General features: G+C 64.3%; 9 protein-coding genes and 1 tRNA gene. 4 read left to right on the forward strand and 6 right to left on the reverse strand.

Features of this window, described 5'->3' with window-relative positions:
* Positions 1–42: 42 nt before the first annotated feature.
* The gene (locus PSRA_RS03445; protein WP_094660510.1) at positions 43–1,419 is read right to left on the reverse strand and encodes a sensor histidine kinase; all 1,377 of its coding nucleotides are present in this window, start codon (positions 1,417–1,419) and stop codon (positions 43–45) included.
* Positions 1,420–1,666: 247 nt separating this feature from the next.
* On the opposite strand from PSRA_RS03445, the gene phoU reads away from it, so the two are divergent.
* Positions 1,667–2,350 (forward strand): phosphate signaling complex protein PhoU, encoded by a 684-nt coding sequence (gene phoU, locus PSRA_RS03450; RefSeq protein WP_094660511.1) that lies wholly within the window; start codon positions 1,667–1,669, stop codon positions 2,348–2,350.
* Positions 2,351–2,745: 395 nt separating this feature from the next.
* Entirely contained in the window at positions 2,746–3,996 is a 1,251-nt protein-coding gene (locus PSRA_RS03455) for an OFA family MFS transporter (RefSeq protein ID WP_169712474.1), read from the forward strand.
* Between the two features lie 373 nt (positions 3,997–4,369).
* On the opposite strand, the gene PSRA_RS03460 is transcribed toward PSRA_RS03455, so the two are convergent.
* The 4 genes from PSRA_RS03460 to PSRA_RS03475 all read right to left on the reverse strand — a co-directional run bounded on the left by PSRA_RS03460 (position 4,370) and on the right by PSRA_RS03475 (position 8,396).
* On the reverse strand, positions 4,370–5,110 hold the full coding sequence (locus tag PSRA_RS03460) for a phosphoglyceromutase (protein WP_094660513.1): 741 nt from the start codon (positions 5,108–5,110) through the stop codon (positions 4,370–4,372).
* A gap of 238 nt (positions 5,111–5,348) precedes the next feature.
* Positions 5,349–6,182, reverse strand: a complete 834-nt coding sequence (locus PSRA_RS03465; protein ID WP_094660514.1) for a hypothetical protein — start codon at positions 6,180–6,182, stop codon at positions 5,349–5,351.
* 158 nt (positions 6,183–6,340) lie between these two features.
* Complete coding sequence (locus PSRA_RS03470; RefSeq protein WP_094660515.1) at positions 6,341–7,213, reverse strand: hypothetical protein; 873 nt, start codon at positions 7,211–7,213, stop codon at positions 6,341–6,343.
* Between the two features lie 268 nt (positions 7,214–7,481).
* Positions 7,482–8,396: a hypothetical protein gene (locus tag PSRA_RS03475; RefSeq protein ID WP_094660516.1), complete on the reverse strand. Its 915-nt coding sequence runs from the start codon at positions 8,394–8,396 to the stop codon at positions 7,482–7,484.
* Positions 8,397–8,836: 440 nt separating this feature from the next.
* Between PSRA_RS03475 and menA the strand changes: the two genes are divergently transcribed.
* On the forward strand, positions 8,837–9,820 hold the full coding sequence (gene menA / locus PSRA_RS03480) for a 1,4-dihydroxy-2-naphthoate octaprenyltransferase (protein ID WP_094660517.1): 984 nt from the start codon (positions 8,837–8,839) through the stop codon (positions 9,818–9,820).
* Positions 9,821–9,893: 73 nt separating this feature from the next.
* Here menA and lysS read toward each other — a convergent pair whose 3' ends face one another.
* The gene (gene lysS, locus PSRA_RS03485) at positions 9,894–11,591 is read right to left on the reverse strand and encodes a lysine--tRNA ligase (RefSeq protein WP_245834868.1); all 1,698 of its coding nucleotides are present in this window, start codon (positions 11,589–11,591) and stop codon (positions 9,894–9,896) included.
* A gap of 470 nt (positions 11,592–12,061) precedes the next feature.
* Here lysS and PSRA_RS03490 point away from each other — a divergent pair.
* Positions 12,062–12,138, forward strand: a tRNA-Pro gene (locus PSRA_RS03490).
* The last annotated feature ends 817 nt before the right edge of the window (positions 12,139–12,955 follow it).

A 12,955-nucleotide genomic window follows, 5' to 3' on the forward strand; every position in this document is an offset into this window, starting at 1 on the left:
GCGCCGCTCTGCCGTGGCCGTGTGTTTTTCACACGCCGCCCATCACCGCACGGCCATCTCGGATTCCGCCTCGAGCCCCAGGCGCGGGGCCGACTGCACCTCGGCGCCGGCCGCATCGTTTTTCTGCAGGGTGCTCGCCAAAGGAATCAGGATCATGAAGGTGCTTCCGCTACCTGGCTTGCTCCACAGGCGCACAGTGCCGCGGTGGCGCAGCGCCACATGACGCACGATCGACAGGCCCAGGCCCGTCCCGTCCTCGCCTCCATGGCGCAGCAGTCTCGTATCTCCGCGATAGAAACGCTGGAACACCTTCGCCTGATCATCCTTCGAGATTCCGGGGCCATTGTCGATCACGCGCACGCGCGCGTACTGCCCTGTCTCGTCGGTATCCACCATGACGCCCACATGCGCGTCGTCAGGCGAGTACTCGAGGGCGTTCTCCACGAGCTTCTCCACCGCCACCGACAGCTGCCGTGCGTCGCCGAGCACGACGACGGGCGCATCCGGCCGGCGGTATTCGAACGAGACCTTCGCCTTCCGGGCCGCAGGGGTCTCCTTCTCGATGACGCCGTCCACCACATCCCCGAGGCTGACGGGCGCGGCCTCGCCGTCCTCGCCGACGATGCCCTGGCTCGACAGCAGAAGCACGAGGTCGGACACAAGGTGGCGCAGATAGCGCGCCTGGAACACGATTGCCTTGGCGTCGTCATCGACCGCCGACGACGCGACGCCCAAAACACCGGCACCCGGAGCACCGGCGCCGGAAGCCTGCGCATTCGGAGCCCCGGCACCCGCGGACCGAGCCTCGCCCAGCTCGTCGATGAGCTCGTTGCCGAGGCGCAGGATCTCGTTCGCCGGGTCGCTGAGGCGTTCGGCCACGCCGCCGACGAAATCGTCGCGCAGCTCGACGAAATGCCGCTGCCTGCTTTCGTCGAGAACGAGAACGAGCACGATTTCATCAGTCGCCGGGGTCACGGTCACCTCGAGCCAGTTCTCGCCGAGGCCGAGGTCTCGCATCGTCGCCGCATCGCCCGACAGCAGCTGGTCGCCCGCATCGAGGCCGACCGTGGCATAATCGGCGGGCGTATGCGTCACGAGTTCGAAGGTCTGCGCGGTTCCCGACTCGCGCACCGTGCGAATGGCGTCGCGCACGCGGTCATCGGCGATCGCATCGTTGCGCACGAGGCCGAGGCGGTAGGTCGCAGGCGTGGCGCGCACCACGTCACCGGACGTGTCCACGGCGATGGATTCGAAATCGAGCGAGGAAAGCACGCGGATGAGGTCGACGCCGATATCGTCGTCATCGTCCTCCTGCGTCTGTTTCTTCGCGCGAGAACGGAACACTGATATGACGAGCGTCGCGGCGAGCGCGATGCACGCCACCGCCAGCACGATGCACACAATCTGAAGAGTTTCCATGATGTGTTAATTCTTGCACAATTCACCATGCGGCACGGTTATTGAGAAGATGTCATTCATGGCGCGGCCTCCCTCCCACGGCGGTACGGACGGCGGTACGGTATCCTAGGTGTTCCATCAAGGAATCCATCGATGCGGGTAAGCTGTCGGCATCGTAAATTCACCGTCAGTTCACCACGGCGCCGGGTCGGCTCCATCGTCTTCCCATAGAATGACGGAGAGGCTCAATTGAGGATAAGGAACTTCTATGCGCGAACTGTTTACCGAGGAAATGAACAAGATCAGCGGCGATCTCGACACGATGGCCGCCGCCGTCAAGGCCGCCATCGACGGCGCGGGCAAGGCCCTTCTGGATGCCGACATCGACGCCGCGCAGAGCGTCATCGACGGCGACATCAAGATCGACGCACTCGAGGCATCGATCATCGACCAGTGCCTGGAGATGCTCGCCCGCCAGACGCCGGTCGCCACCGACCTGCGCGTCGTCGTGTCCACGCTGCGCATCGCATCGACTTTCGAGCGCATGGGCGACCTGGCGCGCCACATTGCCGAAATCGCGCGCCGCGCCTACCCCGAAAGCGCCGTGAACCCCGCGATCCGCGACTGCTTCCAGAAGATGCAGGACTTCGACTCCCACACCGCCGACGAGCTGATCCAGATTCTCAAGAACCACAACGAGGACCAGGCCGTCAAGCTCATCGAAAAGGATTCCCAGCTCGACGACCTGCACACCAAGACCTTCGGCATCGTCAATGCCGACAGCTGGAACGGCACCAAGCAGCAGACCATCGACGCCGTGCTCATCGCCCGCTTCTACGAGCGCATCGGCGACCATGCCGTGGGCGTGGCGCGCCGCATCGTCTTCATCGTCTCGGGCTTCGACCCGTCCAAGGATCCGACGCCGGTTCTCGCCGGCGGCCTTGACGAGTAACGCCCGAATAACGCGCGAGTAACGCCCGGGACTGCGCCGCGTCGAGCCGGCGTTCATCACATGGGAATATGGGGACGGACTTCGGTCCGCCCCCATTCTTTCTGTGACGCCGCTCACAAAGCCGTGTGACGCCATTCACACTTCTGGGAGGAACGGCGCCGAGCTGATAGTGTCGTGCGCGCAGGGATGCGCAGGTGTTAGCCCGACATCTCCGCCATCGCTGCGGAGAGGAATATATGGCGAGCAACCCCCGTCAGAGAATGTCATCATCCGCCACGATTGCCGAATCGTCGGCATCGTCACCATCGTCTTCCCTTTCAACCCCCGAACCCACCGCAACAGCACCCGCCTCCACGGCCACCGCACCCGCGCGATCCCCGCTCGACAACCGCTGGATGCGCGCCGTCGTCCCCGCGCTGCTCATCCACATCTCCATCGGCACCGTGTACTGCTGGAGCGTTTTCAAGCAGCTGATCGCCGACCAGATGCATGTCGCGCCGAGCACCATCGAATGGGGCTTCTCCCTCGCGATCTTCTTCCTCGGCATGTCCGCCGCCTTCCTCGGCCCCGTGGTGGAGAAGGACATCCGCCGCTCCGCGCTGATCAGCCTCGTGTGCTTCGTCGCCGGATTCGCAGGCACCGGCGCCAGCATCGCGGCCGGATGGCTCCCCGGCGTGTTCATCTGCTACGGCGCCGTCATGGGCATCGGACTGGGCGTCGGCTATCTCACGCCGGTGAAGAACCTCATGCTGTGGTTCGCCGACAACAAGGGCCTCGCCACGGGCATCGCGGTGGCGGGCTTCGGCCTCGCCAAAGCCATCGCCAGCCCCGTCATGACGTGGCTGATCTCCACGGTGGGCCTGGTAAACATGTTCTACGTGCTGTCCGCGGTGTACGCGGTCATGATGTTCCTGGGATTCCTGCTCATCCGCCGCCCCGCGGGCTACGTCTACTCCGCGGCCGCGCGCGTGCGCCGCCGCACGGTGATGCGGCGCCCGGTTTTCTGGGCCATCTGGGTGGCGTTCTACCTCAATATCACCTGCGGCCTGGCGCTGATCTCGCAGGAGAAGGATATTCTCCACGATGTTCTCGCCGTCATGCCGCGCTTCTCCGGCCTCGACGCCCCGGCCTTCGCAGCGGCTACGGCCGGCGTCATCAGCACGGTGCTGGCGATCGACGCGGTGTTCAATGCGGCCGGTCGGCTCGGTTTCTCCACGCTGTCGGACCACTGCCGCCGGCGCGAGACCAGCTATGTGGTGATCTTCGCCATGTCGATCGCCGTCTGCGTTCTGCAGGTGGCGTTCCATTCGATTGACAACGGCATCCTGTGGATGATCCTCATGATGCTGTTCCTTGTGAACGCGGGCTACGGCGGCGGATTCTCCACGCTTCCGGTGCTGCTCGAGCAGCATTTCGGCATGGCGTCGGTGTCGACCGTGCACGGTCTGGCGCTCAGCGCGTGGGCGTTCGCGGGGCTGTCCGGCAACCAGCTGGCGTCGTTCGTGGTCACGCATGCCTCTGACGCGGCCCACCGCTACGCCGCGCTGATTCCGATTCTCGCGGTTCTGTACACGGTTGCGCTCGTGGCGATTGTGCTCGTGATGCGCGATCGCGGCGGGCGCGGCGCTGGGCGCGCGAATGTCTGATTCACGATCCACGATTTTCCCATCGTGATTCCTAACGGGCGTCGGCTCCCACCCGGGTCGGCGCCCGTTCCCTATCTCCGCGCCCCGCCCCGTCAACGGTGCCTCTCACAGGCAGCACACCAACCAGCAAGACCCACCGTTGACGAAGCCATCGTTGAAAACAAGCCACACCCCCCACCCAACAGTGCCCCTCACTGGCAACACAGCGACCAGCGAGACCGACCGTTACATCGCGCACCCCGCCCCCGCCACACATGCAAAAGGGCCGGACGCCACATGGCGCCCGACCCAATCGTTGGAATCGGAATCCCAGAAGAATCCCGGAGGAATCTCAGGAAACCGACACCCGAAGGTCAGCTCACTTCTGGTCAGCTCACTTCTGACCCTGGGCCGCCACGGCGGCAGCACCGGCGGCAGCAGCCTCGGGATCGAGGTACTCGCCGCGCGGCTTGATCGGCTTCATGTTCTCGTCAAGCTCGTACAGGAGCGGGATGGCCGTCGGGATGTTGACCTTGGCGATCTCCTCCTCGGAGAGGTTGTCGAGCATCTTCACGATGGCGCGCAGCGAGTTGCCGTGCGCGGCGATGAGGACGGTCTTGCCGGACTTGAGCTCCGGCACGATGGCGGACTCCCAGTACGGGGTCACGCGCTCGACCACGTTGGCCAGCGCCTCGGCTTCCGGCACGGGATCGCCGGCGTAGCGCGGGTCGTTGTTCTGCGCGTACTTGTCGTTGGGATCGATGTCCGGCGGCGGGGTGCCGTAGGAACGGCGCCAGATCATGAACTTCTCGTCGCCGTACTTCTCGCGGATCTCGGTCTTGTTCTTGCCCTGGAGGGCGCCGTAGTGGCGCTCGTTGAGGCGCCAGCTGCGCTGCACCGGAATCCAGAGGCGGTCGGCCTCGTCGAGGGCGATGTTGGCGGTGTTGATGGCGCGACGCAGAAGGGAGGTGAACACGATGTCCGGAAGGACGTTCTTCTCCTTGAGCAGCTGGCCGCCGCGCTTGGCCTCTTCGCGACCCTGGTCGGTCAGCGGGACGTCAACCCAACCAGTGAACTGGTTCGTCTTGTTCCATGCGCTCTGGCCATGCCTGAGCAGTACGAGTTTGTATGTCATGCTTCAGATTGTATATGGGCAATAAGACGATGGACCGCCATGTTCCAACGCTTGTGCGCCCTGTGCGAACGTCGCACGGCGGAAGGAGGAGCGGGCGTGGGCGCGGCGGGGAGGGCGCACGATAACGCGCACGCGTCACAGCGCACAATGACACAAATACGACGATCCCGCGCGTCATGCGGCGCGCGGGATCGGAAAGGGCTATGGACGATGCCTTAGAGACGACGCCTCACAACCGCTAGTTGCGCGACCCCATCGGTCCGGGGTACTGCTGGCCCTGCGGCGGCATCTGCTGGGGACCGTTCGAACCGCCCTGACCGTTCTGCTGCGGATACTGCCCGAACTGGTTCGGCTGGTTCGGCTGGTTCGGCGCGCCGTATCCGGGCATCTGGCCCTGGCCGGGAGCCGGCATGCCGTAGGGAGCCGGCGCATAGGGCGTCGGCGGAACGACAATCATGTCTTTGTTCACGGCCAGCATCTGCACCGCCGCGCAGAACAGCGCCGCCAGCGCGCCGATGAGGATGAAGACGAATCCGACGCCGATGGAATAGCCGGAGGAACGGGTGATGAGCTCATAGAGTGGGAACAGCAGCGCCGTGGTCGAAAGCGCCACCGTCGTCACGGAGAATTCCTTCTTCGGGAATAGGAAGAAAACAATCGTGGCAACCATAAGCAGCAGCACGAAGATGCCGTAATACGGCTTGCCCGTTCCCATGCCCGAACCGAGGTACGAGAACGACACGCTGTACGAGCTACCGTATCCCTTGTAGGAATACGTGAAGAACGGCAGGAAGCAGCCGATGATCGCAAGCAGCGAGCCGATCATGCCGATGAGAGAAGCGACGGTGATGGTCGGACGCGCGACGATGACGTGCGCCATCGAGCCGAGGAACCCTGCGGACTGCGGACCCATCTGGTACGGACCCGGCTGCGGGTACTGCCCCTGCTGCGGATAATTGGCGAACGGGGGCTGGCCCTGCTGCGCGTACTGGTTGGGGCCGGGCTGGTTCATGCCCTGCTGGTTCGGCCCCGGTTGGCCCTGCCACTGCGGCGCATTATTCGGCGATGTCATGTTCTTCCTTTCTGGTTTCATCGGCATCCATGCCAATCAGACCTCTGTATCTGGGACAGATACCGAGATTAGGCCTGTTGTTGGGGAACTGGCTGGGAATACGATTCTCCCACTCCGTCCGGTGACCGGCTCCCTACGGACCCCGGTCGCCGGACACGTCACAGCTGCTGGTCCGGCTGCGCGGTCTGGTCCGGCTGGGCGGGCACGGACTGCACGGGCACGGACTGCGCGTCGGTCGTCGGAGCCGCATACGCAGCGGGCGCAGCGGCAGGCACGGTGGCATCGGCCGTTGCAACCGGTGCCGCGTACGTCGTCTGCTGCACAGGCTGTGCGGGTGCCTGGAACGGAGCGCCCTGCGCAGCGGCAGGCGCCGTCGCACCGCTCTGCGGCGCAGAGAGAAGGCCCTTGGTAATCAGCAGCAGCTGTGTGATCGAGCCGAACAGAGCGGCCAGAGCACCCAAGAGGATTACGTAGAAGCCGATTGACACGTAATGGAACGACGGCAGGCCGGAAACGCTGGTAAGCGGAACCAGCACGTTCAGCGCCGACAGCACAACAGCGGTGATGGCGAATCCCTTCTTCGGGAAAAACAGGAAGACGGCCGTCAGCACCATCAGCACGAGCACGAAGATACCGCCGCTGCTTATGTAGTTGAGCGAGAAGCCGAGAACCGAAACGAACGGCAGAAAGCAGCCGAGGATGGAAACCGCCGCCCCGATCACGCCGATAAGGGCTGCAAGGGAGAGGTGCGGCTGCGCGATGACGATACGCGCCATCCGGGCGAAGAAGTCATTGCTCGATGCGGTTCCCGCCGTCGGAACCGGCGTGACGGCGGGCGCGGAACCCGGCGCGATGCCCGGCGTGGAGGGGTATGCCGCCGGCTGCTGATACTGCGCGTACTGCGGCTGTGTGGCGTAGGCGGACGGGTCCGCGACGGGCGCGGCCTGCTGCTGCGGATCGCTCCACTGGCTGCCGGGCTGATTCCCCGACTGCTGATCTTCAAACCGGGGCGTGGTATTCGGCGAAATCATGATGGTCCTTTCTATTGGCGACCAGCAACGACGCCAGTCGTACGCCCCCATTGTAAAGGAACCGTGACGATATCAAGACGATGGCGCCGCGCAATCACCGCCGCAACGCGATTACCACGGCCGCGGATACTGCGGATTCCGATAGCCCTGGGAATACTGCACCACGCATGTCCGCATTGCGTCGTCGGGCAGCGCTCATAGACGATTCCGCCCCGCGGCCATGGCGGTCGCGGGGCGGAACGGGAATCAGACCTCTGTCAGCGCAACGTTACTGCATGTTCTGCTGCTGCGCGGGATCGACCGGCGTCTGCGGCTGCGCGTACTGCGCAGGCTGGACCGGGGTCTGCGCCGGCTGCTGCGGCTGCGCGTACTGAGCCGGAGCGGGCTGCTGCGGCTGGGCGGCGCCGGCGAACATCGTGGACGTGGCGGACTGGAAGCCCTGGCCCTGCGCCTGAGCCTGGCCCTGGGGCGCGGACTCGCCGAACTTGAAGGTCTGCGTCGCGATGCCCCACTGCACCTGGAGCAGCATCGCCACACCCGCGAGAATCACCACGATCGAGGCGATGATGATAAGCCAGAACGCAATCTTGAGCGAGACGCTGATATCCACCATGCTGCTATACATGCCAAGGCCCTGATCGTCGAGGCCCTTATCAATCTGCTTGTGGATGTCATTATTCGCAAGGAAGGCGTCAATCAGCATCACGGCGCCGGCAACGATGATGGTCACGGCTGTGGCGACATTGCGCATCGAGAAGGAGAGGATCGCCACAATGGAGAACACGATGAGAATCGTGCCCCACGTGGTCATGCCACCTTTATCACTGCCGTTGGCAAGCGACACAGCGTCGGTCGTCGTGCTGTCGGAGTACCCGAGGTACGAGAACTCCGCCGTGGCGCTGGCGAAGGGCAGGAAGCACGAGATCAGGCACAGCAGGCTGGCGACCGCGCCGATGATCGCCGTGATATTGATCGGGTGATCGGCACCGATCGAGAAAATCGTCTTGTTCAGCGACACCAGGAGATTGCGCAGGCCCGGATTCCCCTGGGTCGGCTGCGGCGTCTGCTGCGGCTGCTGGGGCTGCGGCTGGAACGCGTTGGGCTGTTGCGGCTGGAACTGGCCCGGCTGCGGCTGGACCGGCTGGACGGGCTGCTGTGGCGCAGCAAAGTTGGAATCAGACATCGTCTTCCTATCTCTTCTTTGTTCCGATATGTTCTGTATTTGTGTTTTGTCTCTCGACATTGCGAGGCGTCGTCATCGCATCCGCGCTGCTTCCTTGTCGGTTTCGCGGAGGCGAAGCCGCCTCGGCGCATGATTCCGTTATCACGCACCGTCTCCGCAGGCCGGAACCACGCGGATTCATCTTCATTGTAAACATTTCATCGACAGAAGCCTCGGGACGTCATGCTCGCAGGGCCGGGAAGCACGCAAGAACAATCGTGGACCGGCAACCGAACGCCCGCCGTCCGCCTCTCGCAGCGCCGACATGCCGCGGCGCGCGATATGTGGCACGATGGACCGTATATATTCTGTGCCATTGGCTCTCGCGCAACATCCGCCAGGCGCAACGCCGCAACGGCGCCCGCAGGCGGTACCATGGGAACCAGAGAGAGCGGAGTTGTATGAAATTGCTGAGCGGAATTCGCCCGCGCACACTGATACTGTCAGTGACGCCGGTGCTGATCGGCGGTGCCGCCGCCATCAGCGACATCGAATCCCGGTTCCGGGAGTCCCGGGCGTGCCCCGGCCCCGGTTGCCATGTCGGCCATGGCTTCTGGCTCCCCTATGTTCCGTCTGCGTTCCTTTTCGTGTGGCTGCTGTGCCTTCTCGTGGCGCTTTTCCTGCAGATTGCGGCGAATCTGGCCAACGATTACTCCGATGGCGTGCGCGGCACGGACCGCGCTCGCACGGATTCCTCTGCGACATCCTCGGGAACGTCCCCGGCGGCACCCACGCGCCTCGTCTCCTCCGGCACCGACCCCTCGAGCGTGCTCGTCGCGGCCATCGTCTTCGCGGCACTGGCCTGCGAGGCCGGGCTCGTGCTCACCTTCGCCACCAGCCACTGGTGGTTCCTCATCGTCGGCATTCTCTGCCTTCTGGCCGGATGGTTCTATGTGGGCGGCAAACACCCCTACGGCTACCGCGGCCTGGGCGACCTCGCCGTTTTCCTGTTCTTCGGCCTCGTCGCCACGCTCGGTACGCAGTACGCGCTGACATCGTGCATCACCGCGATGGGCATATGCGGGGCCATCAGCGCCGGGCTGTCGGCCTGCGCGGTGCTCGGCGTCAACAACCTGCGCGACGCGGACACCGACCGTCAGGCGGGCAAAAACACGCTGGTCGTGCTGCTCGGACGGCAGGCCGGGAGCATCATCGTGGCGGCGGAGGCGCTGCTGTCGGCGGTGCTGCTGGGCGTCACCACGGTTCTGCAGAGCTCGGCGACGGGTATCTGCGCCACGCTGCTGGCGCTGTCATCCGCCGCGCTGCTTGTGTCTGACACGATGCTCCCCCACGACGAACGCGACTACCGGCTCATGTTCCGGCACGCCACGTTCCTCTCCCTCGTGCTCGCCGTCGGCTACTTTCTGTGCACCCTCGAGTTCTAGCCTCTGTTGTCCGTTCCGGCCACGCAGACCGCCATGGCCGGAACAGGCAACATCGTCTTAGCGAAGCATCGTCTTAGCGAAGCGGCTTGACCAGCGGGAACGTGATGGTTTCGCGGATCGTGGCACCCGTCATGGCGATGAGCAGTCGGTCGATGCCCATGCCCATGCCGCCCGCCGGCGGCATGCCGACGCCCAGCGCCTCGAGGAAGTCCTCGTCGATGTCGCCGGCCTCCTCGTCGCCCGCGAGGGAGTCCTTCGCCTGGTCGAGGAAGCGCTCGCGCTGCACCACAGGGTCGTTGAGCTCGGAGTAGCCGGTCGCCAGCTCGAAGCCGCGCACGTAGAGATCCCACTTCTCCACCACGCCCGGCTTGGAGCGGTGGCCCTTGACGAGCGGCGACGTCTCGACCGGGAAGTCGCGCACGAAGGTGGGTTCGTAAAGCTTGTCTTCGTAGAAGTGCTCCCACAGGTGCTCGACGAGCTTGCCGCGGTTCTCCACCTCGTCGCGCTCCACGTCGAGCTTGTCGGCCAGCTGAGCCAGGTGCTCCTGCGGCGTCTCGGGCGTGATTTCCTCGCCCAGCGCCTCGGACAGCGACTCGTACATGCTGATCTGCTTCCATTCGCCGCCGAAATCGTATTCCGTTCCGTCGAGCAGCGTCACCTTGTGGCTGCCGAAGACGTCCATCGCGGTGGTCTGGATGAGCTCCTTGGTGAGCGCGGCGATGGTGTCGTAGTTGCCGTATGCCTGGTAGGCCTCGACCATCGTGAACTCCGGGGCGTGCGTGGCGTCGACGCCCTCGTTGCGGAAGTCGCGGTTGATTTCGAAAACGCGCTCGATGCCGCCCACGAGGCAGCGCTTGAGGAAGAGCTCCGGCGCGATGCGCAGGTAGAGGTCGAGATCGAACGCGTTCATATGCGTGGTGAACGGGCGTGCCGCCGCGCCGCCGTGGATGGTCTGCAGCATCGGCGTCTCGACCTCGAGGAAATCGTGGCTCTCGAAGGTGTGGCGCAGCGAGGAGACGGCCTTGGAGCGGTTACGCACCATGTCGCGGATCTTCGGGTCGGCGATCATGCCGATGTACGGCTTGCGCGTGCGGGTGTCTTCGTTGAGCTCCTTGTGCAGGGCCGGCAGCGGCTGCAGGGCCTTCGCGGCGATGCGCCATTCGGTGGCGAACACCGACAGCTCGCCCGTCTTCGAGGAGATGACGCGGCCGCGCACGTACAGGTGGTCGCCGAGATCGACGAGCTGCTTGAACTGCTTGAGCGAATCGGGGCCGACCTCCTTCTTGGAGACCATGCCCTGGATGGTGGTGCCGTCGCCGGCCGCGAGCTGCACGAAGCACAGGCCGCCGGTGTTGCGCAGGAACATGACGCGGCCCGCGATGCCGACGACGTCCTCGGTTTCGTCGCCCGCCTCGAGCTTGCCGTCGTACTTGGCGCGCACCTCGGGGATGGTGGCGGTCACGTCGAGGGTGACCGGGTAGGGCTGGATGCCTTCCTTGAGCATAAGGGCGCGCTTGGCCACGCGCATCTGCACCTGCTCGGAGTGGCCCTCGGGGTCGGAGGCGTCGATGGCGTCGTCGAGGGTGGCGCCGGCGTCGATCTTGCCCGCGATGGCGGCGTCCTGGTCGAGCAGGAGCTGCGCATGGTCGATGGTGCTCTGGGTGGTGCGCTGCTTGGCTTCCTCGGCGGTTTCGGGCGCTGCGGTTGCCTGGGTTACCGGCGTCTGGGCGGGCGCGGGCTGGTTGTTGTCGTTTTCGATGGTGTTAGCCACAATATCCTCGCTGCTTGGTCTGTGCCTTCTGTTGGCTTCCGGCGCCGCGCGAAATCGTCAGCGGCGCCATGCCTTCTGAACCTCTTTATATTACGTTTCGCCCACGATACCGCGCAACGCGTGGCATAATCCACGATTTTCCCGCCGTCATCCTTCCGCGGCGTCTTAACCCAAACCCAGGGAGCAGCATCGTGCACCCTCGACCCCGATTACCTCACCGCACCCCCATCTCCGAGACCCTAACCCGCGCCGAAGGCGCACCATCATGCACCCTCGACCACGATTACCCCACCCGCACCGCCACATTCCCCACCTAACCCCCGCCGAAGGCGCAATCCCCCGCACCCTCAACCCCAATCACTCCACCGCCGACCGGCAACCTGATTGCGTCACAAAGATGACCGAACACGCCATCACGACACTCCGATTTGCATCGCGTTTGAATCCGTGTAATATTCATTGAGGTTCGACGGGCTGTAGCGCAGCTTGGTAGCGCGCTTCGTTCGGGACGAAGAGGCCGCGGGTTCAAATCCCGCCAGCCCGACCAACAAGGGTTTCGAGTTTGACTCGAGACCCTTTTTCTTTTGCTTTACGATGCACGTTTTGTTTCCCGATGCACGATTCCCCCTGCGCCGCACCCGCACCGGCATCATTTACAGCGGCGCGTCCGGCTGTGGAGCCGTCCGTCGGGAAAATCGAGATGGAGTGAGCAGGAGGCGGGGCGTGGGCGCGAATCTGTGCACCCTCGACCGCGATTAGGCGACGTGGAGCCGCCCCAGCGCGAGGTAATCGCCACCAAGGGTGCAGAATCGTGCACCCTCGACCCCAGTTACCCCACCAGAAACCACCCCATGCCACGATAACCGCCACCGAAGGCGCACAATCATGCACCCTCGACTCCGATTACCTGACCAGAACCTGCCCCATACCGCGGTAACCGACACCCAAGGCACACAACCGTGCACCTTCGGCGGCGGCCAGGCAACAAGTAACGGCATAGTGCCAGGGCGGTCGACACACCGGAAAGGTCGCGACCCACCCCTGGGCGACGGAACATCTCGGAGTGGAGCGGCCGCGCTCCACTCCACATCAATGACGGCCCCATGGCATGACGCGGATTCGAAACCGCCGACCGGAGGGGAACCAGATTCCGCGGAGAGAAGAACCAGATACGAGAACTTCCGGCAATGGAACCACGCGCCATCCCTGTCCCCTCTCCGCAACAGACTGCATGAACGAAAGATGTGCCGAACCGATCACGACATGCCTCCCAGCGCAACGCCATCGGTGGCATGCCGCTGGATGTTACATGCCGGTATTTGAGCGGAAACATCGTAGGCCATCGCGTAATGGAGCGCTTACAT

It is taken from the genome of Pseudoscardovia radai (assembly GCF_002259605.1).
In the GTDB taxonomy this organism is placed as follows: Bacteria; Actinomycetota; Actinomycetes; order Actinomycetales; family Bifidobacteriaceae; genus Pseudoscardovia; species Pseudoscardovia radai.

Excerpts from the sequence above, each read along its gene's own strand:
- phoU (WP_094660511.1), top strand. The coding sequence starts at position 1,667 with ATGCGCGAACTGTTTACCGAGGAAATGAACAAGATCAGCGGCGATCTC.
- menA (WP_094660517.1), top strand. The coding sequence starts at position 8,837 with ATGAAATTGCTGAGCGGAATTCGCCCGCGCACACTGATACTGTCAGTG.
- PSRA_RS03470 (WP_094660515.1), bottom strand. The coding sequence starts at position 7,213 with ATGATTTCGCCGAATACCACGCCCCGGTTTGAAGATCAGCAGTCGGGG.
- PSRA_RS03455 (WP_169712474.1), top strand. The coding sequence starts at position 2,746 with ATGCGCGCCGTCGTCCCCGCGCTGCTCATCCACATCTCCATCGGCACC.
- PSRA_RS03445 (WP_094660510.1), bottom strand. The coding sequence starts at position 1,419 with ATGGAAACTCTTCAGATTGTGTGCATCGTGCTGGCGGTGGCGTGCATC.
- PSRA_RS03460 (WP_094660513.1), bottom strand. The coding sequence starts at position 5,110 with ATGACATACAAACTCGTACTGCTCAGGCATGGCCAGAGCGCATGGAAC.
- PSRA_RS03465 (WP_094660514.1), bottom strand. The coding sequence starts at position 6,182 with ATGACATCGCCGAATAATGCGCCGCAGTGGCAGGGCCAACCGGGGCCG.
- PSRA_RS03475 (WP_094660516.1), bottom strand. The coding sequence starts at position 8,396 with ATGTCTGATTCCAACTTTGCTGCGCCACAGCAGCCCGTCCAGCCGGTC.